General features: G+C 69.5%; 21 protein-coding genes. 8 read left to right on the top strand and 13 right to left on the bottom strand.

Annotation, left to right across the window (positions count from 1 at the left end):
- Nucleotides 1-11 precede the first annotated feature (11 nt).
- From ABD732_RS02380 to ABD732_RS02360, 5 genes are all read right to left on the bottom strand, one after another.
- Nucleotides 12-1514 carry a sugar porter family MFS transporter gene (locus ABD732_RS02380; RefSeq protein WP_344780189.1) on the bottom strand — a complete coding sequence of 501 codons (1503 nt, stop codon included), beginning with the start codon at nt 1512-1514 and terminating at the stop codon, nt 12-14.
- A 252-nt stretch (nt 1515-1766) separates the two neighbouring features.
- Nucleotides 1767-2759 (bottom strand): inositol 2-dehydrogenase, encoded by a 993-nt coding sequence (gene iolG, locus ABD732_RS02375; RefSeq protein ID WP_344780187.1) that lies wholly within the window; start codon nt 2757-2759, stop codon nt 1767-1769.
- A 69-nt stretch (nt 2760-2828) separates the two neighbouring features.
- Nucleotides 2829-3995, bottom strand: coding sequence for a Gfo/Idh/MocA family protein (locus tag ABD732_RS02370; protein WP_344780184.1), 1167 nt, complete (start codon nt 3993-3995; stop codon nt 2829-2831).
- A gap of 73 nt (nt 3996-4068) precedes the next feature.
- Entirely contained in the window at nt 4069-4848 is a 780-nt protein-coding gene (locus ABD732_RS02365; protein ID WP_344780182.1) for a TIM barrel protein, read from the bottom strand.
- A 79-nt stretch (nt 4849-4927) separates the two neighbouring features.
- Nucleotides 4928-5956, bottom strand: coding sequence for a LacI family DNA-binding transcriptional regulator (locus ABD732_RS02360; protein WP_344780180.1), 1029 nt, complete (start codon nt 5954-5956; stop codon nt 4928-4930).
- 84 nt (nt 5957-6040) lie between these two features.
- Here ABD732_RS02360 and ABD732_RS02355 point away from each other — a divergent pair, with 84 nt between their 5' ends.
- The 4 genes from ABD732_RS02355 to ABD732_RS02340 all read left to right on the top strand — a co-directional run bounded on the left by ABD732_RS02355 (nt 6041) and on the right by ABD732_RS02340 (nt 10565).
- On the top strand, nt 6041-7228 hold the full coding sequence (locus ABD732_RS02355; RefSeq protein WP_344780178.1) for a phytanoyl-CoA dioxygenase family protein: 1188 nt from the start codon (nt 6041-6043) through the stop codon (nt 7226-7228).
- Nucleotides 7229-7270: 42 nt separating this feature from the next.
- Nucleotides 7271-8053 (top strand): SDR family oxidoreductase, encoded by a 783-nt coding sequence (locus tag ABD732_RS02350; RefSeq protein WP_344780176.1) that lies wholly within the window; start codon nt 7271-7273, stop codon nt 8051-8053.
- Nucleotides 8054-8129: 76 nt separating this feature from the next.
- Complete coding sequence (locus tag ABD732_RS02345; RefSeq protein WP_344780174.1) at nt 8130-9164, top strand: Gfo/Idh/MocA family protein; 1035 nt, start codon at nt 8130-8132, stop codon at nt 9162-9164.
- Between the two features lie 6 nt (nt 9165-9170).
- Nucleotides 9171-10565: an MFS transporter gene (locus tag ABD732_RS02340; RefSeq protein WP_344780172.1), complete on the top strand. Its 1395-nt coding sequence runs from the start codon at nt 9171-9173 to the stop codon at nt 10563-10565.
- Nucleotides 10566-10714: 149 nt separating this feature from the next.
- Here the strand turns inward: ABD732_RS02340 and ABD732_RS02335 are convergent, their stop codons facing one another.
- Entirely contained in the window at nt 10715-11716 is a 1002-nt protein-coding gene (locus ABD732_RS02335; protein WP_344780170.1) for a LacI family DNA-binding transcriptional regulator, read from the bottom strand.
- Nucleotides 11717-11837: 121 nt separating this feature from the next.
- Between ABD732_RS02335 and ABD732_RS02330 the strand changes: the two genes are divergently transcribed.
- Both ABD732_RS02330 and ABD732_RS02325 read left to right on the top strand, forming a co-directional pair.
- Nucleotides 11838-13037 (top strand): Gfo/Idh/MocA family protein, encoded by a 1200-nt coding sequence (locus tag ABD732_RS02330; RefSeq protein WP_344780168.1) that lies wholly within the window; start codon nt 11838-11840, stop codon nt 13035-13037.
- Between the two features lie 40 nt (nt 13038-13077).
- The gene (locus ABD732_RS02325) at nt 13078-14076 is read left to right on the top strand and encodes a sugar phosphate isomerase/epimerase family protein (protein WP_344780166.1); all 999 of its coding nucleotides are present in this window, start codon (nt 13078-13080) and stop codon (nt 14074-14076) included.
- Nucleotides 14077-14166: 90 nt separating this feature from the next.
- Here the strand turns inward: ABD732_RS02325 and ABD732_RS02320 are convergent, their stop codons facing one another.
- The 4 genes from ABD732_RS02320 to ABD732_RS02305 form a co-directional block, all read right to left on the bottom strand.
- A complete protein-coding gene (locus ABD732_RS02320; protein WP_344780164.1) occupies nt 14167-14523 on the bottom strand; it encodes a universal stress protein in 357 nt (118 codons plus the stop codon).
- 147 nt (nt 14524-14670) lie between these two features.
- Nucleotides 14671-15540, bottom strand: coding sequence for a sugar phosphate isomerase/epimerase family protein (locus ABD732_RS02315; protein ID WP_344780162.1), 870 nt, complete (start codon nt 15538-15540; stop codon nt 14671-14673).
- A 77-nt stretch (nt 15541-15617) separates the two neighbouring features.
- Nucleotides 15618-16706, bottom strand: a complete 1089-nt coding sequence (locus tag ABD732_RS02310; protein WP_344780160.1) for a Gfo/Idh/MocA family protein — start codon at nt 16704-16706, stop codon at nt 15618-15620.
- A 102-nt stretch (nt 16707-16808) separates the two neighbouring features.
- Nucleotides 16809-18368, bottom strand: coding sequence for an IclR family transcriptional regulator (locus ABD732_RS02305; RefSeq protein WP_344780159.1), 1560 nt, complete (start codon nt 18366-18368; stop codon nt 16809-16811).
- 206 nt (nt 18369-18574) lie between these two features.
- Between ABD732_RS02305 and ABD732_RS02300 the strand changes: the two genes are divergently transcribed.
- Nucleotides 18575-19648, top strand: coding sequence for a maleylacetate reductase (locus ABD732_RS02300; protein ID WP_344780157.1), 1074 nt, complete (start codon nt 18575-18577; stop codon nt 19646-19648).
- Between the two features lie 80 nt (nt 19649-19728).
- Nucleotides 19729-20643, top strand: a complete 915-nt coding sequence (locus tag ABD732_RS02295) for a dioxygenase family protein (RefSeq protein WP_344780155.1) — start codon at nt 19729-19731, stop codon at nt 20641-20643.
- Nucleotides 20644-20665: 22 nt separating this feature from the next.
- On the opposite strand, the gene ABD732_RS02290 is transcribed toward ABD732_RS02295, so the two are convergent.
- Genes ABD732_RS02290 through ABD732_RS02280 form a run of 3 tightly spaced genes read right to left on the bottom strand, consistent with a single transcriptional unit; the run spans nt 20666 to nt 22670 of the window.
- Nucleotides 20666-21268, bottom strand: a complete 603-nt coding sequence (locus tag ABD732_RS02290) for a TetR/AcrR family transcriptional regulator (RefSeq protein WP_344780153.1) — start codon at nt 21266-21268, stop codon at nt 20666-20668.
- Nucleotides 21269-21309: 41 nt separating this feature from the next.
- Nucleotides 21310-22482 (bottom strand): NAD(P)/FAD-dependent oxidoreductase, encoded by a 1173-nt coding sequence (locus ABD732_RS02285; RefSeq protein WP_344780151.1) that lies wholly within the window; start codon nt 22480-22482, stop codon nt 21310-21312.
- Nucleotides 22479-22670, bottom strand: coding sequence for a rubredoxin (locus ABD732_RS02280; RefSeq protein ID WP_344780149.1), 192 nt, complete (start codon nt 22668-22670; stop codon nt 22479-22481). The genes ABD732_RS02285 and ABD732_RS02280 overlap by 4 nt, the downstream gene beginning before the upstream one ends.
- Nucleotide 22671 lies beyond the last annotated feature (1 nt).

Here is a 22671-nt window from a genome sequence, read left to right as displayed (position 1 = left end):
GGCCGGCGCGATCAGTGCATGTGCCGGTCGTAGAAGAGGCCGGCGAACGGGAGACGACGGGGCAGCGCCTGATAGATCTGGCCGTCGAGAAGACTCTCTTCCAGGCTCTCAAGTGTGCGGCCGCGAGTCTCGGGCACCTCGTGCCAGAGGAAGCCCAGCATGATGATGCCGATCAGAGCGAACAGGAAGAAGGTGGTCAGACCGAGCGCGGTGACCAGCGTCGGGATGTACAGCGCGAGGACACCGTTGACCATCCATCCGAAGAACACCGAGATGCCGATGGCCAGTCCGCGGATGTTCAGCGGGAAGATCTCGGCCAGCCACACCCACACGGCGATGTTCAGGAACGACTGCATGGACAGCACGAACAGGAAGACCAGGACGGCGATGACGTACGGGCGGGCCGGGTTGTCCTCGGGGATCAACCAGCCCGCGGTGCCCACCAGCAGGTGGCAGAGGGTCGTCAGCGAGAGACCGATGATGAACGTCGTGCGGCGGTCGAGCCGGTCCATGTTCCGCAGCGCGATCACCCCGCCGATGACGGCGGCGAGACCGAAGGCGGTGGCGGCGGTGAGCGCCGCCGACTCGTCGAAGCCCGACTCTTCGAGCACGCGCGGACCGTAGTACATGATCGCGTTGATACCGGTCAGCTGCTGCGTCACCGCGACACCGATACCGACCAGGACGATGCGTCGCAGCCACTTGTTCTCGAACACCTGGCGGATTCCGGGCTTGCCGGTCTCCTCTTCCTTCTCGTCGATCGTGACACCGACGACCTGCTCGAGCTCGGCCTTGGCGCGCTGCTTGGACCGGATGGTGTCCAGGACGGCCAGCGCCTCGTCGACCCGGCCTTTCTCGACCAGCCAGCGCGGCGACTCCGGCATGCGCAGCATCCCGAAGAACAGCGCCACCGCCGGGACGGCACAGACCGCGAACATCACGCGCCAGATCCCGGTGACGTGACCGAGCGAAGCGTTCAGCATCGCGTTGACGCTGAACGCCAGGAACTGGCCGGTGACGATCGCCATCTCGTTGCGGCCGGTGATCGAGCCGCGGATCTCGAACGGAGCGAGCTCAGCCAGGTAGACCGGCACCACGGTCGACGCCCCGCCGACGGCGAGGCCCAAAACGATGCGTCCGAAGACGACCACCGCGAAGCCGGCGTCCGGCGTACTCGGGGCGAAGACCACGAAACCCACGCCGACGAAGAACATCACCGCGAGCACCAGGATGGTCTTCCGGCGGCCGATGGCGTCCGACAGCCTGCCGCCGATGAAGGCACCGATCGCGGCGGCGAAGACCAGCGAACTGATCACGACGCCGGTCTGCAGGTCCGACAGCCCGAGCTCGCGGGACATCGGGCCTTCGGCACCGGACGAAACGCCGGTGTCGTAGCCGAAGAGGAGGCCGCCGAGACAGGCGACGATCGAGATCAGCCCGATCCGTCTACTGTGCGGCCCCTTGGTCAGCGGCGGCAGATGAGCTTCCGCCGCCGATACTCCGTGTGCACTCATCGGAGAGCCGCCTTACTGTCGAGAATCACCATCATCCTGTCCTTTCGTTCGAGCGACGCTCCCGGTCGGACCTGCGGTCCGCACTGCCCGGTTCGGTGGTGCGTCCGTGGCGCTCGCGCCCAGCAGCCCCCCGGCAGACAGTCTGTGCGGTGCGTCACACGATTGAGAATAGCGCATTTGTCCATACATACGGTTGTTTTGACTTGATTTGTCCGAACTAGTCCGCGTGGTGCGCTGATCCCGTGCGCTCGACTAGCCGATCCGGACCGTCTGACCAGTACGAAGGCTCTCCGCCGCCGCATCCGCCAGGGCCAGCGCCGCCCGCCCGTCCTCGAACCCCGGTGACGGCTTGGTCCCCGTCTCCAGGCAGTCCAGGAAGGCCTCGAACTCCGCTCGGTAGGCCGGGGTGTAGCGATCGAGGAAGAAGTGGTGGATCGGGGGAGCGGACTCCGTCGTCGACGCGGTGGACAGCCGCACGCTGGTCGGATGCTGGTTCCGCGCCTCCAACATGCCCAGTTCGCCGAACGCCTCGACGCGCTGGTCGTAGCCGTACGCGCAGCGACGGGAGTTGGTGATCGTCGCCAGCTGCCCGTTCACTCCGCGAAGGCTGACCACCGCGCCGTCGATGTCGCCGGCGTCGGCGATCTCCGGGGAGATCAGGTTCGCGCCGAGCGCGGTCACCTCGGCCACGTCACCGAGGAAGAACCGCGCCATGTCGAAGTCGTGGATCATCATGTCGCGGAACAGTCCGCCCGAGGTCTCGACGTACTGCCGCGGCGGGGCCGCCGGATCCCGGCTGATGATCGTCAACTGCTCCAAGTCACCGATGTCGCCCGAGGAGACCCGGGCGCGGACGTCGGCGAACGACGGATCGAATCGCCGATTGAATCCGAGCATCACCCGGTCGGTGAGTTCACCCAGATCATCGCGGCAGGCATCGACCAGCGCCAGATCGAGATCGATCGGCTTCTCGCAGAGCACCGCCTTGCCGTTGCGGACGGCCCGGGTCATCAGCTCGATGTGGGTCGGCGTCGGCGAGGCGATGATCACCGCGTCGATCGAGTCGTCGTTCAGGACGTCGTCGACGTCGGGAGTCCATACGGCGCCGTACGCCTCTCCCACCGGCCGTCCGGCGGCTTCGAACGGGTCGAACACCACTGCCAGCTGGGCCCGGCGGCTGGCCGCCACCGAGGCGGCGTGGACCTGCCCGATACGGCCGCAGCCCAGAATTCCGATGCGCTTCATATTCTTGTCCTCCAGATCAGTTGTGGTTACCGCCGCGAAAGCGCACGGCTCGTTTGGTTTCAGAACGGGTCAGCGGCCCACTCGGACCCACCGCCCGCTGTTCGCCGACTCGACGAGCGCGTCCAGCGTCTCGGCCATCGCCACCGCGTCGGCGATGGTCGCGCCGACCGGCCGGTCCTGCTCGATCGAGGCGAGGAACCGCTGCGCCTCGATCACCTTCAGATCGTCGTAGCCCATCGGATTGGCCGAGCCCGGCTGAAAACGCCCGTACTCCCCCGCCGACGGCCCGACGAACACGCTGGACACCGGCGCATCCTGATAGCCGTCGCCGGCGGCCAGTTCCAGCTCACCCATCCGGCGGTAGTCCCAGCGGATGACGCCGGCGGTCCCGTGGATCTCGAATCCGTACGAGTTCTGCTCGCCGACGGAGACGCGGCTCGACTCCAGAACGCAGCGCGCCCCGGAGGTCATCCGCACCAGCGCGCCGACATAGTCTTCGTTCTCCACCGGACCGAGCTCGCCGCCGGTGGCGAGTTGATGTCCGCTGGTAGCCGCGGTGGGACTGGGCCGCTCGGAGATGAAGGTCGCGGTGTCGGCGACCAGCGCGTCGATCTCGCCGAGCAGGTATCGCATCAGATCCACCCCGTGCGAGGCCAGATCGCCCAGCACTCCGTTCCCTCCCCGCTCGCGCGAATAGCGCCAGCTGAGGGCTCCGTCCGGGTGTGCCGCGTAATCGCTGAACAGGCGGAATCGCGCGTGGGTGACGTCCCCGATCGCCCCCTGGGCGAGCAGTTCGCGGGCACGCTCGACCGCGGGAGCGTTCCGGTAGTTGAACCCGACCGCCGTCTGCTTGCCCGCGGCGGCCGCGGCACGGTTCACCGCGGCGGCGTCGGCGGCGGTGAGTCCGACCGGCTTCTCGATCCACAGGTGCTTGCCCGCTTCGAGGACGGCCGTGCCGATCTCGGCGTGCAGGAAGTTCGGCACGGTCACCGACACCGCTTCGATCTCGGGATCGGCGAGCAGGTCGCGCCAGTCGGAGTAGGCCCGCCCGGCGCCGTACTGCTGCGCGCCGGCTTCGGCGCGCCCGGGGACGTCGTCGGCCACGGCGATCAGCCGCGGGTACCGCGCCGAGTCCGGGTAGTGCTGCCGCAGCCGGGTGTACGCGCGCGCATGTACCGCGCCCATCCATCCCATGCCGATCACCGCTACTCCCAGAGCGCGCTCATCACCGGACATCTGAACCTCCAAGGTCTTGTCTTCGATCGCCGCCCCGGCGGGGCGCAACCGGTCCTTTTGCCGTCGCCGGCAACTACTCGCTGAACGCGGAAACGAATGCGTCCAGTGCGGCATCGGAGTCTCCGGATGCCCACGCTTCCATGGCGACGACGCCGTCGTAGCCGCACTCACGCAATGCCTGCGCCACCGCCCGGTAGTTGATCTCCCCGGTGCCCGGTTCCCGGCGTCCCGGCACGTCTGCCACCTGAATCTCGCCGATGTACGCGAACGCCTCGGTGACGAGTTCGATCAGGTTCCCCTCGCCGATCTGCGCGTGGTAGAGATCCAGGTTGAGCCGCAGGTTCGGGTGATCCACCGCGCGCACCAGGGCCAGCGTGTCCGCGGCGCGAGCGAAGGGCGTTCCCGGGTGATCGACGGCCAGGTTCAGGTTCTCCAGGACGAATGTGCGGCCCGCCGTGGCGCCGAGCTCGGCGACCTTCGCCAAGGTGTCGGCGGCGGTCAGCCACATCTCGGGCGTCACCACCTCCACCGGCCGCACCGGCAGCCCCTCCGGGCCCAGTCCGGTCCCGTGCAGATTCAGCCGCGGGCAGTTCAGCTTCTCGGCGACCGGCAGCGACGCCTCGGCGCTCGCCAGCAGTTCAGCGATGCCGTCCGGCGTCGTCAGATCACCGGTGAGGTAGCCCGTCATCGACGAGAATTCGGCGCCGGTCGCCGCGAGCGCGTCGACGTCCTTGGTGCTCCAGTCCCAGATCTCGACCAAGAGTCCTCGCTCGTCGATCCGGCGCACCCGGTCGACGAAATCGAGGTCGAGGTAGAGCATCTCCGCGCATGCGGCGAGGCGGATTCCACTCATCAGATCTCCTGCGGCTTCCAGTTCGGACGCGAGGGCGCGAAGCCGCGCTGCGCGATGTCAGGACAATCTATCATTAAGTCTAGTGTCCTCCGACACTTTCACCGGGCAGGTTGTACGGCGTCACCACCGTGGCCGCCGCCGGACGCGGCCGGTGCTCGGGCAGTGCACCGTGAAATCCCATCAGCGCCCGCGCGGCTGAACGCAGGTCGGCGCGCAGTTCGTGGTGCAGCACGACGGTGATCACCCCGTCCCGCAACAGCTCGACGTTGTCCGGGGTGAGGTCGTGGGCGACGAAGGCGGCGCAGTCGCAGCCGGCCGCAGCGAAGGCTTCGGCGATCCCGCGGTTCCCGCCGCCGATGGAGTAGACGGCTGTTCTGGCACACCCGTCGAGCACTCGCGCCACCCGCAGCCGGGAGGTCGCGTCGAGACCGTCGGAGGTCACCGCGATCACCTTCCGCTCGGGGTCGAGGCCGGTGAGGGCCTGCCGGAAACCGATTTCCCGCTCGGACTCGCCGCGAAAGTCGTCGCCGCTGGTGATCACGAGCACCGGTGCCCGATCAGCGCCGAGGAAGCGGTTGAGCAGATAGGCCGCGGTGGCGCCGGCGGCGCGATTGTCCATACCGACGTAGGCCAGCCGCAGGCTGGTGGGCACATCGGTCACCAGAGTGATCACCGGGACTCCGGCCCGGGCCAGGCGACCGATCGCGTCGGCGATCTCCGGCACATCCGGCGCCTTGAGCAGCACCCCGTGGCTGCCCCGCCGCGCGATGCGGTCGAGCTCGGCGATCAGCTCGGGCAGCCGCCACCGCTCGGCCACGCGGTAGCGCGCCCGGAAGACCGCGGGCCGCAGTCCCGGCAGTTCGGCTTCCAGCGCACGGCGGGTCAGGGTGGAGAACCGCTGCGGTGTCTCCATGACGACGTCGATCATGAACTGGCGGCCGGACAACCGCAGCTGGCCGCGCTGAACGTCGAGTTCGGCGATCGCCTGCTCCACCTGCAGAACCGTGCCCGGGCGCACCCCGGGCCGGCCGTGCAGGACGCGATCGACGGTCGCTTCGCTGACGCCGGCCTGCCGCGCGATCTCCCGGACGGGGAAGCGATGAGCCATGCCGACCATTGTGCGCCCGCGCTGAGGGATTCTTGAGGGATTTCAGGTCTTGGATCACAGTCGGCCAGAGGTCACCATCGATGCATGACCATCGCCTCCGCTCCCACCGTCGCCACCCCGTCCGCCCGCCGGATCAGCCCGGCCGACTGCCGCCTCGCCGACTTCGTCGCAACACTGGAATCGGCCACCGACCTCGCCGAGTACCCGCACGCCACAGGCACCGAACGCGGCGTCCTCTTCTACGACTCCGCGCGGGTCCGCCAGATCGCGGCCGATCCGCAGCAGCGCATCGCCCTGCAGGACGAGCTCGCCCAGGCCCTGCTCACCGGCCCCGGAATCGTCGTCTTCACCGGGGCCTTCGGCCCCGAGTCGGCGCTCGACGAGAGCACGGGCGCCTTCACCGAGATGGTCGCCGACCAGCGCGCCGCCGGTGCGGCCGGCGGCGATCACTTCGCGGCCAACGGCGTCAACGACCGGATCTGGAACGCCCTCGGCAAGCTCGCCGATCGCGATCCCGCCCTGTTCGCCCGCTACTACGCGAACGACGTCCTCGCGCTGATCAGCGAGTCCTGGCTCGGCCCGATGTACCAGGTGACCTCAGCCATCAACGTCGTCAATCCCGGCGGCGTCGCCCAGCAGCCGCACCGCGACTACCACCTCGGATTCATGTCCCCGGAGACCGCGGCGACGTTCCCGATGAACGTGCACCGCGTCTCCCCCGCGCTGACTCTGCAAGGCGCCGTGGCCCACGTCGACATGCCGATCGAGTCCGGCCCCACCAAGTACCTGCCCTACTCGCAGCGCTACGAACTCGGCTACCTCGCCTTCAACCTCCCCGAGTTCCGCGAGTACTTCGAGACGAACTACGTGCAGTTGCCGCTGAACGCGGGCGACGCGGTGTTCTTCAACCCGGCGCTGTTCCACGCCGCCGGCAGCAACGTGTCCAGCGACATCGCACGCATGGCGAACCTGCTTCAGGTCAGCTCGGCGTTCGGCCGCGCGATGGAGTCCGTCGACCGCTCGGCCCTGCTGCGCGCCGTCTACCCGTCGCTGATCGACCTCTGGGCCAGTGACCGTCGTGCCGCCGAGAACGTGATCGCGGCGAGCGCCGAGGGCTACGCGTTCCCGTCGAACCTGGACCTCGATCAGCCGCTGGACGGCATGCACGGCGAGACCCAGGCCGAGCTGACCCGCCGCGCCCTCGACTCCGGATTCGATGCCGAGGCCTTCGCGGCCGCCCTCGACGCGCTCGACGCACGCCACCGCGCCTGACGATCGCGCGCGCACGGAGCGCACATAGGCTAGAAAGTACATATGAACGAACAATCTTTGGCCGGACGATCCGTGCTCGTCAGCGGCGGCACCCAGGGAGTGGGTGCCGCCGTCGTTCGCGCAGCGGCTGCGGCGGGTGCCGCCGTGGCCTTCACCGGTCGGCGTCCCGAACTCGGTGAGGCCCTGCGCGACGAACTGCTCGCGGGCGGCACCGAGGCCCTCTTCATCACCGCCGATGTCGCCGACCCCGCGTCGGCGATCGCCTCGGTCGAGCAGGCCGCCGCCCGTCTCGGGCGCCTCGACGGGCTGTGCAACGCGGCCGGTCTCACCACGCGCGGCACCCTCCTGGACACCACCCCCGAGTTGTTCGATCAGCACATCGCCGTCAACCTGCGCGGCCCCTTCTTCACCATGCAGGCAGCGGTGAAGCAGATGATCGAGCAGGGCGAGGGCGGCAGCATCGTCAACATCATCAGCCTCGACGCACACGGCGGGCAGCCGTTCCTGGCGCCCTACGTCGCCGCGAAAGCCGGGCTCGCGGGACTCACCAAGAACGCGGCGCACGCGCACCGCTTCGACCGAATCCGGATCAACGGTCTCGCCATCGGCTGGACCGAGACCGAAGGCGAAGCGCAGATTCAGCGGCGCTTCCACGATGCCGACGACGACTGGGCCGAACAAGCGTCCGCACGGCTCCCGATGGGACGCCTCAACCAACCCTCGGAGATCGCCGACCTCGTCGTCTTCCTGCTGTCCTCGCGTAGCGGCGTGGTCACCGGCTCCGTCATCGACTGGGACCAGCAGGTGATGGGGTGCTACGGCTGACCGCAGCCTCCACCCCGTCTCGACCGCACGTTCGCACGTCGCCCCGACCACCTCCTCCTCCTCCGACGAGAGACTCATGACCACCGAGCAGTCCGCATCCGTCCCCACCACTCCGCCCGCCGGCTCGCCACCCCTGCGGATCGGCCTCTTGGGCGCCTCGCGCATCGCACCCGAATCCGTGATCGGCCCGGCCGCCGCGCTGGGGCACCGCGTCGTCGCCGTCGCCGCCCGCGACCGCAGCCGCGCCGAGCAGTACGCCGCCGAACACGGGATCGAACGTGTCCTCGACTCGTACCAGTCCGTGATCGACGACCCCGAGGTGGAGGTGGTCTACAACCCACTGGCCAACTCGCTGCACGGTGAGTGGAACCGGAAGATCGCGGCCGCCGGAAAGGCGATCCTCAGCGAGAAGCCGTTCGCCCGCAACGCCGACGAGGCCCGGGAAGTCGCCGCCGACATCCAGGCCGCAGGCGTGCCGATGCTGGAGGGCTTCCACTACTACTTCCACCCCGGCTTCCTGCGTTCGATCGAGCTGCTGCGCGGCGGCGCCGTCGGCCGCGTCCGGGAGATCCGGGTGCACATGAGCATGCCGACCCCACCGGACACCGATCCGCGCTGGTCGTACGAGCTGGCCGGCGGAGCGATGATGGACCTGGGCTGCTACGCGCTGCACGTGTGCCGCACCGTGGGCGAACGGCTCGGCGCCGGGACACCCGGCCTCACCAGCGCCTCGTGCGAGACCCGCGGCGGACAGGTCGACACCTCGGCCGACTTCGCGCTGTCGTACACCGACGGCACCGTCGCCCGCGCGCACGTCTCGATGGAGGGCGAGGAGTACGACTTCACCGTCACCTACACCGGCGACGAAGGCACCCTCCACGTCCACGACTTCCTCGGACCGCACCGCTCGGACCTGCTGACCCTGACGCGCGCCGACGGCACCGAGACGGTGGAACAGGTTCCGGCGCGCTCGACGTACACCTACCAGCTCGACGCCTTCGCCGCCGCGCTGCGCGGCGGGGCGCCGCTCCCGGCCGGCCTCGACGACGCCGTGGCGAACATGACCATGATCGACGAGGTGTACCGCACCGCCGGCCTCCAGCCGCGCTAGCGTCCTGTGACGCCGAAGGACGGGTTCTCACGCCCGCTCGCGCTGCTCGCGGCGGGCGCGCTGTTCATGGAGAACCTGGACGGCACCATCCTGGCGACGGCCGCTCCCGCGATCGGCCACGACCTCGGCGTCGCCCCGGAATCGGTCAACACGACGATGGTGACGTACTTGCTGGCCGTCGCGATCTTCGTCCCGGTGACGGGCTGGCTGGCCGACCGGTTCGGCACCCGCCGCACCTTCCTGTGGGCGATCGCCGGCTTCACCGTCGCCTCGGTCGCCTGCGCGTTCGCGCCGGACCTGTTATGGCTGTGCATCTTCCGCGCGTTCCAGGGCATCGCCGGCGCGCTGATGGTGCCAATCGGGCGTCTCGCCGTCCTGCGCGACCTGAAGCCGACGCACCTGCTCGCGGCGATGGCGTATCTCACCTGGCCGGCGCTGATAGCCCCGGTTGCCGCACCGTTCCTCGGCGGCGTGATCACCGACGCCCTCGGGTGGGAATGGATCTTCCTGATCAACGTGCCGATCGGCATCGCGCTGGCGGCGGCCGGGCTGTGGCTGGTGCCGCGCAGCGAACCGCCCCCGGCCAAGCGCCTCGACTGGCCCGGCTTCGTGCTGGTCGCCGGGTCGATCACTTGTCTCACCGGCGCGATGGAGGTCGCGGCGACCGGAGCCCCCTGGCTGGTCGCCGTGCTACTGGCGGCCGCGTTCACCCTCGCGGGCGGCGCGATGATCATGCTCCGGCGCCGCACCCACCCGCTGTTCGACATCGACGTGCTGCGCATCGTCACCTTCCGGGTCGGCAATGTGAGCGGCAGCGTGTACCGGATGATGATCACCGCGGCACCGTTCTTGTTCGCCCTGCTGTTCCAGGCCGGATTCGGGTGGAGCGCCGCCGCGGCCGGCGCGGTGATCACCGCTGTCTTCGCCGGCAATCTCGGGATCAAACCGCTCACGACGCCGATCATCCGGCGGCTCGGCTTCCGCACGACGCTGATCTGGTCGAACATCGCCGGAGCACTGCTGCTGACGGTGTTCGTCGTCGTCACCGCCGCCACGCCGGTCTGGCTGATCGTCGTACTGCTGGTTCTCGGTGGGGCCTTCCGGTCCATCGGCTTCAGCGCCTACAACACGGTGCAGTTCGCCGACGTCCCACCCGACCAGCTGTCCGATGCGAACACCCTCAGCTCGACGCTGCAACAGGTCGGCACCGCACTCGGCATGGCCGTCGCCGCGCTCGCCGTCCGGATCAGCGTCGTCGCGATCGGCGAAGACGGCGCGCACGATGACGCCTCCCTGCCCTACCGGCTCGCCTTCGTCGTCGCCGGGGCGATCATGCTGCTTCCGCTCGCGGGCGCACTCCGCATGCCCGCCGACGCCGGCCGGCATGCCACCCGCCGCTGACCACAAACCGATCCCTCGGTGCGATGTCGGCGAAACCGGCTTTCACCGCACTCGGCCCGCCGGACACAAGCCTGCTCAGCGGAGCAGAGGGAGATTCTCTCCCCTTGTTCCCGCCATACGGCCGCTATCCGGCGGGCCGGACGGGCGAGTCAGCGCGGAGGCGCGGTGGTGCCGCGCACCGTCAGGGCCGGCGGCAGCACCACGCTCGAGGGTTCGGTCGCACTCCCGCGCATCCGGTCGAGCAGCAGTGCGCCGGCCCGCTCTCCCACCTCGAAGCTGAGGTCGTCGACTGTGGTCAGGCTCACCAGCCGGGCGGCGGCGAGCGAGGTGTCGTCGTAACCGACCACCGACAGGTCGCCGGGCACTACCAGCCCCAGGTCACGTGCCGCCGCCAGCGCACCGACGGCCAGCACGTCGTTGGCCGCGAACAAGCCGGTGATCTCGCGATGGTCGGCCAGCAGTCGTTTCGCCCCCTCATAGCCTGCTTCGTCGCTCGCCGCCCCGTCCCATCCGGTGGAGTGCACGTGCGCGCCCAGTGCCGTCGCCTCCGCTTCGAACGCGGAGCGCCGGACCCGGGCGGCGCCGGACCCCACCGAGAGGTGCCCCAGCCTCCGGTGCCCGAGCCCCACCAGGTGGCGGGCGACCAGCCGGCCGCCCTCGGCATCGTCGTTGGCCACCGAGTCGAAGGCGGGCACCGGTGCCTCCGGCAGATCCCGCGTTCCCACCACCACGATCGGCGGCAGACCGTCTCCCGCCAGCGCGTGCGGCGGGTCCATGCCGACCACCATCCCGTCGACCCGCATGGCGAGGAACGATTCGACGGGGTCCTCGGCTTGGTCGTCGGTCGCGACGTCCACGACGCTGAGCCGATACCCGCCCCGGCCGAGCGTGGCGTGCAGCCCCCGCACCATGTCCACGAACCAGAGGTTGGTGTAGTCGTCGATGAGCACCCCGACCGAGCGAGTCCGCCCCGCCGCGAGATTCGCCGCCGCCCGCGAGGGCCGGTAGCCGAGCTCGGCGATCGCCGCCCGCACCGCCCGCCGGGACTCCTCGCCCACCTTCGGCGAATCCTGCAGCACCAGGGACACCAGCGACTTCGAGACGTCGGCGGCCTTCGCGACGTCGTAGATCGTCGGACGTTTCGCCGCCACGTTCACCTTCCCTTCCGCCGGGAAATCTAGATCTATTGACAGGACATAGTATGCCGGGTCACAATCGGTGTCACGCTCAATTGGAGCGGTCCAACACATCTTAGCCCCACCCTGGAGAGTCATGAGCAAGGACAGCATCGGCGTCGCCGTGATCGGCGGCGGCATGGCCGGCAAGGCCCACGCCGCCGCCTATCGGCAGGCCACCGCGACCTATGGCCCCGGCCTCCCGCCGGTCCGGCTGGTCTCGATCGCCGACGCCTACGAACCCCTCGCCGCAGACGCGGCCCGCCGCTTCGGCTTCGAGCGGCACGACACCTCGTGGCAGGCGATCGTCGACGCCGACGACATCGACGTGGTCAGCGTCGTGGTCGCCAACCACCTGCACCGCGAGATCGTCGAAGCGCTGCTGGCCGCCGGCAAGCACGTCCTCTGCGAAAAGCCCCTCGCGGCGAGCCTCGACGACGCGCAGGCCATGGTCGCCGCCGCCGATGCCGCCGCCGAGCGCGGCCTCGTCGCCCGCATCGGACTGACCTTCCTGCGCTCCCCCGGTATCGCCTTCCTCGGCGATCTGGTGCGCAGCGGACGCCTGGGCGAGTTCGTGAACTTCGACGGCGAGTACTGGACCGACTACGCCTGCAATCCGGACGGGCCGATCAGCTGGCGATTCAAGGGCGGCCCGGGAACCGGCGCACTGGCGGACGTGGGCAGCCATCTGAGCTACATCGGCGAGCTCTTCGGCGGCCGCGTCCGCGCTGTCCGGGGAGGCACCCTGCACACCGCGTACCCCACCCGCCCCAAGCCGCTCGGCCAGGTGGTCGGGCACGAGGGCGGCGCCGTCTCCGACGAGCGCGAGCCGGTCGAGAACGACGACGTCGCCGGCTTCTTCGTCGACTACGCCGACGGCGGGACCGGGTCCCTCCAGGTCTCGCGCGTGGCGCCGGGCCACCCGAACACGCTCAAGTTCGAAGTGTTCTGCACCAAGGGCTCGGCCTCCTTCGACTTCCGCAATCCCGGCCAGGTCCACGTCAACGTGGTCGGCGACGGCGACGCCGATCTGGGCGGCACCCGCACGATCGTGCTCGGCCCGGAGCACCCGTACTGGCGCGGCGGACTCGCCATGGATGCCCCGGGAGTGGGCGTCGGGCAGAACGACGGCTTCGTCTTCCAAGCCCGGGCCTTCCTCGACGAGGTGGCCGGCGTGCCGGCGAGCGATGGCCTCCCGCCGAACGCGGACTTCGCCGAAGGTCTGCACAACATGCGGCTGCTCGACGCGGTGACCCGGTCCGCACTCGCCGGCGGAGCCGAAGTACCCGTCCCCTGATCATCCACCGCAAGCCCTCAACCACCACAAGGAACTCACCATGAAGCACACCCTCGGCGTTTACACCGCCATCCTCCACGACCGTTCCCTCCCCGAGGCCCTCGACGTGATCGCCGGCCTGGGCCTCAACGGCGCCGAGATCAACGCCGGCGGTTTCCTCCCGCCGGTGCACATCCCGCAGATCGACGACATCGTGACCTCCACGACCGCCGCGCAGGACTACCTCGGCGTCTTCGAGGAGAAGGGCGTCCGGCTGGCCGGCCTCAACGTCAACGGAAATCCGCTGCACCCGAATCCGGTCATCGGCGACCAGCAGGCAAACGACCTGCGCCGGGCCATCCGCGCCGCGGGCGCCCTCGGCCAGAAGCGCGTGGTCACCATGTCCGGGCTGCCCGGCGCCGAACCGGGTGCGACGCGCCCCAACTGGGTCGTCAACGCCTGGAGCTCCGGCGCCCTGGACGTCCTCGACTACCAGTGGGACGTGGCCGTCGAGTTCTGGAAGGAGATCGCGCAGCTGGCCGAGGAGAACGACGTCAAGGTCGCCATCGAGATGCACCCGCAGAACCTGGTCTTCAATCCGCCCACGCTGCTGCGCCTGATCGAGCAAGTCGGGACCGACCACGTCGGCGCCGAGATGGACCCGAGCCACCTGTTCTGGCAGTGGATCGATCCGATCGCCGCCATCGACTACCTCGGCGACCGCGTCTTCCACGCCGCCGCCAAGGACGTCCGGATCAACGACAACGCGAAGATCTACGGCGTCCTCGACGAGCGGTTCCGCCGGCTCGGCCCGGACGAGAACCGGGTGAACCTCGGCGGCGACGAGTGGGTCAACGAGTGGCCGAAGGACTCCGCGTGGGACTTCGTCGCCCTCGGCCAGGGGCACGACACCGAGTTCTGGGCCGAGTTCCTGCGCGCCCTGTATCGGGTGGACCCGGACATGGCGTGCAACATCGAGCACGAGGACACCGCGTTCGGCCCGATCGAGGGCCTCGAGGTGGCCGCCAAGGTGCTGCTGGATGCCGAGCGCAGTCTCTGACCCGGAAGACCCCCGAAGGCCCGCGTCCAACCGCCGTAGCGGGAGGTCGCGGGCCTTCGATGCACCCACTGCCGCGGGTGACGTGTGCTCCTACTCGGGCGCCTTCACCCCGAGCACCGGGACCGGCGCGTCGAGGATGAGTCGCTGGCTGACGCTGCCGAGGAGGGCCTTCCCGACCGCCGACCGCTTCTTGAAACCGACGACCAGACGACTGGCGCCGGAGCTGGCGATCTCCCCGAGCACCAGTTCCGCCGGATCGCGATCGTCACGTTCGCTGCGCTCGACCACCCGGATCGCGACCTTGTCGGACACCCCGTCGACGTCGAGGGCGCGCAGGCCGAGGTTGACGGCGACGACGTCGGAGTCGAACCGCTCCGCCTCGGTCACCGCAGCGTTGAGCGCTGCCTTGCCTTCGGGGCTGTCCGCTACCGCAACGACAATGGTCATGGTCTCTCCTTCAGTGAGTCGGGCCGGGGCGGCCGCTGTGACGCCGGCACTCCCGGCGGAACATCCCGCCAGAATGACCGGACTATCGGTCTATTCTCTCTCGATGTCGGCCATTTGTACAGACAAACGGCCGAGGTATTCGTCGCGCTACGACAGCGCCTCGCTGATCACCGCGAGCGCGGAATCGTGCGCATCCCGCAGCGCGGTGACGACGTCCTTGGCGCGGTGTTCGTTCGAGATGAGCTCCACGCCCCAGGGGCCGGTCCAGCCGAGGCCGTGCAGGGTCTGGATCAGTCCGACCAGGTCGAACGCCCCCTCCCCGCACGGCAGTCGCCGGTCGCGGGTGTCCTCGAACATCGTCCCCGACACCTCGGCGGCGGCATCGTCGAGTTCGACGCCGAAGATGATCTCCCGACTCAGCGATTCGCGCAGGTCGGCGAGCGGCGTTCCCGCACGGAAGACGTGCCAGCTGTCGACCAGCACACCGCAGTTGGGCCGGTCGACTGCGTGAACCAGGTCGGCGGCCATCGGAATGGTGCTGACCATCGAGAACGGCATCGCCTCGATGGCGACCCGCACCCCGCGGTCGGCGGCGGCGTCGGCGAGATCACGCAGGGGCGCCACGAGCGGATCGATCGAGTCGAGCGAGTCCCCGAACGCCGTGCCGATCTTGATGTGCGCGGCGTCCAGGGCGACGGCCGCGTCGAACAGCAACTCGCGCATCGCGTCCGACGCCTCCCGGCGCGGGCCGGTCTCCCACCAGTCGCCGAGAATCTCCACCTCGGTGTACTTCAGTCCGGCGTCGGCGATCTTGGTTCGCAGCGCATCGAATCCGATCTGCTCCCGGAGCAGCTTCAGATCGTCCTGCACGAAGCCCATCCCCGCCCATCCGGTACTCGCGACGGCCGCGATGCGGTCGTCGACGGGCACCGGGCTCACTTCACTGGCCATCAGCGGTGCCACGTCGCCGGCACTCGTCCAGCAGGTGGCGAACAGTTCGATTCCGTTGTCTGGCATGGTTTCTCTTTCTATCGAGCCTGGTCGGTGCGGGTCACGCGACTCGTCCCGAGCAGATGTACGTGTTCTCGCGGGGGTCAGTCGGACTCGATGCCGACTTCGGCGCCACGGGCCTGCTCCGACCGGTAGCAGGCGTCGACGATGCGCGCGACGGTCAGCGCATCGGAGACCGGCGAGACCACCGGGCTGCCGTTGCGCATGCTCTCGACCCAGCCGCGCATCTCCGGATGGAAGTTGCTGAGGTTCTCCAGTTCAGGCAACTCGGAGAACTTGTTGTCCTCGGTGCGGGCGAACGGCGGAGTGAAGTAGCTCTGGGTCCACTCGGTCCACCCGGCGCGGTAGCCGTTCCGGTCGGCGTCGACGTACACGCGCAGACGCTGGGGCAGGACGCCCACTTCGAGCTGACCCGCGGTGCCGTAGACGGTGATCCCCGAGCTCTCGAACCACTCGCGGTTGTCGTGCCCGTCGAAGCTGAACGTCATCGACATGTCCGGGTAGTTGAGCAGCACCGCGGCCGAGTCCTCACGGCTGTCGGCGCCGGAGAGCTTCGGCGACTTGTGCACGCGTGCGTTGACCGACTCCGGCGCACCGAAGACCCGGACGAGCGAGTCGAGCATGTGGCAGCCGAGGATCCACAGCACACCGCCCATGTCGGCCGGCTGGTTCAGATGCTGGGTGAGGTGCTCGCCGACCAGGGCAGCGCCGCGCGCAGACACGGTGACGACGTCACCGATCACCCCGTCGTCGATGAGGCGTGCGGCTTGCTCGATCGACTCGGCCAGCCGGACGTTGTAGCCGACCTGCACCACCAGCCCCTTGGCGTTCGCCTCGACCTCCAGCTCACGCAGCCGCTTGAGGTCGGCGACGTCGCCGCCGCCAGGCTTCTCGACCACCACCGACTTGCCGGCGGCGATCGCCCGCTCGGCGTGGGCCACCATGTCCTTGCTCTTCGAGTGCACCATGATCGCGGTGATCTCGGGATCACCGAGCACTCCGTCGATGGTGCGCGCCTCGAGTCCGTACTTGTCGGTGAAGTACTTCAGGCGCGAGTCGTCGTCGGCCGCCGCCACGACGGAGACGCCGTCGATCTCCCACAGCGCCCGCACACGGGCGGAGGCGTGGGGATGTGTGATGCCGAGCAGGCCTACGACGATCGGTTCGGACACGGGAGCTCCTCTATGGCAGTGGTCAGACTCCGACTCTCACAGAGCGGACACTTCGTACGGAATACTACTCCGCACCTTTGACAGGTCAAGCTGTTTCTCCGGTTACTCGCCGACCGGGATGCTCTGCGGCGCCTCCGCGGCCCATCCCAGATACCCGCTCAGCTCTGCGGCACCGGTCCGCACCAGCGATTCCACCGATCTCCCGTCCGCCCTCTCCCGGAGAATCCCCTCACGCAGTCCGCTGACCGACAGCGACGCCACCACCTCACCGCGATGATCGAGGATCGGCGCGCCGATCGCCGCGATCCCGGGCGTCACGGTGTTGTCGCTCACCGCGACGCCCCGCGACCGGATCTCTTCCAGTTCGGCGAACAACTGCGCGCGCCAGGCGATGTCACGCGAGGACTCCTCGTGCGCGGCGGTGGCCGCATACTCCTCCCACACCTTCCGCGGCTCCATCGCGAGCATCGCGCGGGGAGCGGCCCCCACGTGCAGCGGCAGCGACCGGCCCAGCCGCAGCACGCGACTGTTCACCCGGATGCCGTCGAGACGTTCTATGCACACCGCCCGCGTACCGTTCCGGACGCACATGAACGTCGTCTCCCCCAGCTCCTCGTGGATGCGGGTCATCACCGGCAGCACTGCGCGCCGGATGTCGAGCCGCCGTGTCAGGAGTTCGCTGAGGCCGAGGATCTTGGCGCCGATGCGATAGGCGCCGCGCCGTTCGACCTGTTCCACCCAACCCACTTCGATCAACGTGGCGAGCAGCCGGTACACCGAACTCGCCGGTTCGCCGAGCAGCTCGGTGAGCCGGGCCGAGGTGGCGACCACCTCGTCGCTCAGGGCGTCCATCAGTGCACCCGTCTTCAGGATCAGCGCGGGGCCTCGGCCCGTCTCGGGCGCGGCGTCGACCAGCTCGCCGACCGGCTCCGTCCGGCTGCGGCGCATCGCCCCCGACAGGCCCTCTGCAGCACCGGACAGCACCTCGACGGCTCCGGCTTCCCGCGCGATGACGCTGTCACTCAGGCCTGCCACGGCCAGGGCACCCAGGACGGCGCCGTCGAGGCCCCGGACCGGCACCGCGAGCGACGCGATCCCCTCGGTCACCTCGCCGTCGTCGCTCGCCCAGCCCCGCTTTCGCGCGGCCTCGACGCGCCGATTCAGCTCCGCCGTCATCGTGGACGTGGCGGGCGACGAGGCACTGGCCGGCTCGGCGGCCCGGCCGTCGTCACCGGCCAACAGAACACGGCCGGCGGCGCCCGCGTGCCAGGGGACCACCTTGCCCGGAGCCAGATCCAGCATGTCGACGACGGAACCGTCGACATGCCCGATGCACAGGGCCCCGCCCGCCGACGGAACGAACAGATACGCGTTCAGCCCGAGCAGGTCGCGGACCCGCTTGAGCTGACGGCGCAGCTCGGCGCGGTCGACGTGCGCCGCCACGGCCGAGTCTCCCCACCGGAGTACGGCGGTGCCCAGTTCCAGCGCGCCGGCCGCGTCGGCGCGGACGACGTCGATCTGCTCGAGCGCGTCGAGGGTTCGATAGATCGTGGGCCGCGGTTCGCCGACGATCTTCGCCAGCTGTGCCGGCGTCGACGGCCCGACCCGGCTGACCTCGTCGACCAGCTGACTCGCCTTCACCAGCAGCTGGATCGCACTCATCGTGGAACCCCGTTCAACTCTGCGCTCCTTCTTCAGCCGGCCGTGCAATGCAGATCGCACCGCGTGCCGGCGCCGATGAACCTCGTCGACTCGTGCAGTTTTCTATACGCACCATTGTCTCTCATGCTACCTTGTGGACATGATGTCTACCTGACGATAGTTAATTCTGACGGTGTGGAAGTCGCGACACCTCCCAGGAGCTCTCCATGCACCTTGACTTTCTGTATCAAGCCCTTCCCATGCGCGTCCGGTTCGGGGCCGGCGCACTGGCGGCCCTGCCCGACGAACTCGACCAGCTCTCCTTCCGGCGAGTGCTCGTGCTGTGTTCGCTGGAACAGCGGGCCACCGGCGAGTCGGTCGCGGAAGTCCTGGGTGAGCGGTCCGTCGGCGTCGCCGCGGACGCCGTCATGCACGTCCCCGCCGAGGTCGCCGCAGCGGCATCCGACCGCGCCGCCGAGCTGGGCGCCGACGCCTGCGTCACCGTCGGCGGCGGCTCGGCCATCGGCCTCGGCAAGGCGATCGCCCTGCAGCACGGCCTGCCCGTCGTCGCGGTGCCCACAACCTATGCGGGCTCGGAGATGACGCCCGTGTGGGGTTTGACCACCGACGGGCGCAAGGAGACCGGCCGGGATCAGCGAGTGCTGCCGGCCAGCGTGGTCTACGACCCCGACCTCACGCTGACCCTTCCGGTCGCGATGTCGGTGACCAGCGGCATCAATGCGATGGCGCATGCCGTCGAAGCGCTCTACGCCCCCGACGCCTCGCCGATCATCTCGCTCATGGCCGAGGAGGGCGTCCGTGCCCTCGCGGAGGCTCTGCCGCAGATCGTCGCCGACCCGGGCAGCACCGGGGCCCGCAGTTCCGCGCTCTACGGCGCATGGCTGTGCGGGGCCACCCTCGGCGCCACGACCATGTCGCTGCACCACAAGCTGTGCCACGCGCTCGGTGGTTCCCTGAACCTTCCGCACGCGCCCACGCACACCGTGGTTCTGCCGTACGTCCTCGCCTTCAACCTCGAGGCGGCTCCGGCGGCGGCGGCCGCGCTCGACCGCGCGCTCCCGGGCAGCGGGGATCCCGCGCACCGGCTCTGGGAGCTGGCCGGCGAGATGGGCGCACCGCGCTCGCTCGCCGAGCTCGGGATGGCGGAGTCCGACATCGACCGGATCGCCGAAGAGGCGACCAGCAAGTCGTACGGAAATCCGCGGCCGGTCACCTACGACGATGTGCGCGCGCTCCTCCGATCCGCATGGTCCGGATCCGAACCGAACTCCCGCACGTGATCCCTCACGCCTGATTCCCAGCCCGACCACCCATCGATCAGCACGCCGGTCAGCCCACCGGCCCAGCCAAGCGAGTCACCATGAACCACCCCACCGACAGCACCGCGAGCACCGCCGTCTCCGAGCAGCAGACCGCGATCGAAGAACGGCTGATCCGTATCGTTCAGCAGTCCTTCGCCGACTGCGAGGACCCGCGGCTGAAGTTCCTGATGCAGGAACTGGTCGCCCACCTGCACGCGTTCGTCCGGAGCACCCGGCTGACCGAGGCCGAGTGGAACACGGCGATCGAGTTCCTCACCGAGGTGGGACACATCACCGATGACCGCCGGCAGGAGTTCATCCTCCTCTCGGACGTCCTGGGGTTGTCCATGCAGACGATCAACGTGAACAACGAGGCGTACGAGGACGCGACCGAGGCCACGGTGTTCGGCCCGTTCTTCGTCGACGATGCGCCGCGCATCGAGCTCGGCGGCGACGTGGCCGGCGGCGCCGCCGGACAGCCCTGCTGGGTCGAAGGCACCGTGCGCGACACCGACGGGCGGCCCGTGCCGAACGCCCGGATCGAGGTCTGGGAGGCCGACGACGACGGCTTCTACGACGTTCAGTACGACGACGACCGGGTCTGCGGCCGCGCGCACCTCTACAGCGATGAGGACGGCGGGTACCGCTTCTGGTGTCTGACCCCCACGCCCTACCCCATCCCCCACGACGGGCCCGTCGGGCGCATGCTCGCCGCGACCGGCCGCTCACCGATGCGGGCGTCGCACCTGCACTTCATGGTGTCCGCGCCCGAGCTGCGCACCCTCGTGACCCACATCTTCGTTTCGGGCGACGAGTTGCTCGCCTCCGACACCGTCTTCGGCGTGAAGAAGTCCCTGGTCAAAGATTTCGTCGAGCAGAGCCCCGGCACCCCGACGCCGGACGGGCGCGACCTCGGCGACCACACCTGGGCGCGGGCCGACTTCGACATCGTCCTGGCCCCGGCCGACAGCTGAACCGCCCGCCCCCGGTCCGAGGTCAGTCCGCAGCCGCTTCCCGGATCGCCGGGGCGAAGAGTGCCGTCAGATTCGCGGCCACTTCGGGAGCCGGCACCTCCGGCGGCATCGCCACGTAACTGAGGGCCATCCGGGCGATCGCCCCGGCGATCGGGCCGGCCGTCTCCTCGGACAGGTCGATCCACGAGGTCGTGACGATCTCGGTGAGCCGCTCCTTGGCGGCGGCGATCAGCGGCGCCGCATCGGTGGTGACGAGTCGATGCAGATCACTGTTGCCCTCGCCGCCCAGGAGGGAGGCGATCATCGGGTCGGCGGCGGCGCCGGTGAAGAATCCGACGAACCCGTCGGTGAGGGCCTGGTCCAGATCGCCCGGCGAGGAGTCGACGCCGACGGCGATCTCGGCCGTGAACTCGTCCACCAGCCGCAGCGCATAGGCCTGCGCCAGTCCGTTGCGGGAACCGAACTCGTTGTAGACCGTCTGCCGGCTGACTCCCGCATGCCGGGCGACGTCGGACATCGTCACCTTTGACCAGTCCCGCTGGATCAGCAGGTCCCGCAGACCGTCGAGCAGAGTGTTGCGCAGCAGCCGCTTGCTGGCCTGCGCGTAGGTGGTCGGAAGGCTCACGCGCCCCAGCGTAGTCGCGCCCGGCCCGCCGACCGCGGTGCTCACACCGCCGACCCGAGGCCGGCCGCGATCTGGGCCCGCAGAGTGCGCGCCGCGGCGGCCCGGCCGACGGTGACCGCACCGAGCAACCCGCCCGGGCCGGTCACCGTGACCGTGGCCGACCGCTCCGCCAAGGAACCGTCGACCAGCACCTCGCCGGCGGCCGTCGGCCGGCCGACGATCTGCACGTTGACGCCGTACTGCACGGTCCACGCCCGCGGAACCTCGGCGTAGACCGGAGCCGGTTCGCCCGCCAGATCCGCGATGATCGATCGCGCCACCACCGCTCCCTGATCGAGGGCACCGAACCAGTGCTCGCACCGCGCCGGATCACCGGTCAGCGGATCGGAGACCACCACCGCGTCACCGGCGGCATAGATGCCCGAGACATCGGTGCGCAGAGCTTCGTCGACGACGATCCCCCCGTCGGAGACCCGCACACCGACGCCGGCCGCCAGGCCCACCTCGGGGGCCATGCCCACCGCGGCGACCACGGTGCCGCGCACCGTCGAACCGTCTTCCAGTTCCACCCCGTCGGCACCGGCTCTGACCACCCGGCTGCCACACCTCACATCGACCCCGTTGTCCCGGTGCAGGCTCTCGACGAACTCCGACACCTCCGGTGGCACAACACGATTCATCACGCGATCGGCGGCTTCGAGGACTGTGACCGCGTGTCCGGCGGCTGCCGCCGAGGCGGCCAGTTCGAGTCCGATCAGGCCGCCGCCGATCACCACCAGCGCCCCCGAGGAGTTGATCGCCGACCGGATCCGCTCGGCGTCGCCGACCGTGCGGAGCGCCAGGACGTCCTCCTCGAGCCACGCGGGCCGGATCGGCTGTCCTCCGGTCGCCAGGACCAGCACCCGATAGGCCAGAGTGGTGCCGTCGTCGAGATCGACTGTCCTGCGCGGCGCGTCGACGTCGAGAACCCTGGTACCGCCGAGGATCTCGATCTCCTTGTCCGCCCAGGCCGCGGGCTTGAGCAGGGAGATCCGGTCCGGACGCAGGTCCGCGCCGAGCAGGTCCTTGCTGAGCGCGGTCCGGCGGTACGGGAGGCCGGGCTCGCCGCCGACGATCGTCACCGGCCCGGCGAAGCCCTCGGCGCGCAGCGTCTGCGCGGCCGTCGCGCCGGCCACGCCGGACCCGACGATGACCGCGCCGGCAGTCGGCGTCATGAGCGGCTGACCTCGACCATCTCGAAGTCGATCTTGGCGGCACCGCAGTCCGGGCAGCTCCAGTCGTCGGGGATGTCGTCCCAGCGGGTGCCCGGCGGGAAGTCCTCCTCGGGCCAGCCTTCGGCCTCGTCGTACTCGAATCCGCACTGGAGGCAGCGGAACACCTTGTAGTCGTTGACGGCGCTCATG

The sequence above is a fragment of the Gordonia caeni genome, from assembly GCF_039537105.1.
Classification (GTDB): domain Bacteria; phylum Actinomycetota; class Actinomycetes; order Mycobacteriales; family Mycobacteriaceae; genus Gordonia; species Gordonia caeni.
The sequence above is the reverse complement of the archived record's forward strand: the minus strand, read 5'-3'. Positions and strand labels throughout refer to the sequence as shown.

Bases quoted from the DNA above. Each gene is read 5' to 3' on its own strand.
- ABD732_RS02325 (WP_344780166.1), top strand. From the start codon at position 13,078: ATGAAGCACACCCTCGGCGTTTACACCGCCATCCTCCACGACCGTTCC.
- ABD732_RS02295 (WP_344780155.1), top strand. From the start codon at position 19,729: ATGAACCACCCCACCGACAGCACCGCGAGCACCGCCGTCTCCGAGCAG.
- ABD732_RS02305 (WP_344780159.1), bottom strand. From the start codon at position 18,368: ATGAGTGCGATCCAGCTGCTGGTGAAGGCGAGTCAGCTGGTCGACGAG.
- ABD732_RS02320 (WP_344780164.1), bottom strand. From the start codon at position 14,523: ATGACCATTGTCGTTGCGGTAGCGGACAGCCCCGAAGGCAAGGCAGCG.
- ABD732_RS02370 (WP_344780184.1), bottom strand. From the start codon at position 3,995: ATGTCCGGTGATGAGCGCGCTCTGGGAGTAGCGGTGATCGGCATGGGA.
- ABD732_RS02360 (WP_344780180.1), bottom strand. From the start codon at position 5,956: ATGGCTCATCGCTTCCCCGTCCGGGAGATCGCGCGGCAGGCCGGCGTC.
- ABD732_RS02300 (WP_344780157.1), top strand. From the start codon at position 18,575: ATGCACCTTGACTTTCTGTATCAAGCCCTTCCCATGCGCGTCCGGTTC.
- ABD732_RS02345 (WP_344780174.1), top strand. From the start codon at position 8,130: ATGACCACCGAGCAGTCCGCATCCGTCCCCACCACTCCGCCCGCCGGC.
- ABD732_RS02330 (WP_344780168.1), top strand. From the start codon at position 11,838: ATGAGCAAGGACAGCATCGGCGTCGCCGTGATCGGCGGCGGCATGGCC.
- ABD732_RS02285 (WP_344780151.1), bottom strand. From the start codon at position 22,482: ATGACGCCGACTGCCGGCGCGGTCATCGTCGGGTCCGGCGTGGCCGGC.
- ABD732_RS02355 (WP_344780178.1), top strand. From the start codon at position 6,041: ATGACCATCGCCTCCGCTCCCACCGTCGCCACCCCGTCCGCCCGCCGG.
- ABD732_RS02365 (WP_344780182.1), bottom strand. From the start codon at position 4,848: ATGAGTGGAATCCGCCTCGCCGCATGCGCGGAGATGCTCTACCTCGAC.
- ABD732_RS02350 (WP_344780176.1), top strand. From the start codon at position 7,271: ATGAACGAACAATCTTTGGCCGGACGATCCGTGCTCGTCAGCGGCGGC.
- ABD732_RS02380 (WP_344780189.1), bottom strand. From the start codon at position 1,514: ATGAGTGCACACGGAGTATCGGCGGCGGAAGCTCATCTGCCGCCGCTG.
- iolG (WP_344780187.1), bottom strand. From the start codon at position 2,759: ATGAAGCGCATCGGAATTCTGGGCTGCGGCCGTATCGGGCAGGTCCAC.
- ABD732_RS02315 (WP_344780162.1), bottom strand. From the start codon at position 15,540: ATGCCAGACAACGGAATCGAACTGTTCGCCACCTGCTGGACGAGTGCC.
- ABD732_RS02280 (WP_344780149.1), bottom strand. From the start codon at position 22,670: ATGAGCGCCGTCAACGACTACAAGGTGTTCCGCTGCCTCCAGTGCGGA.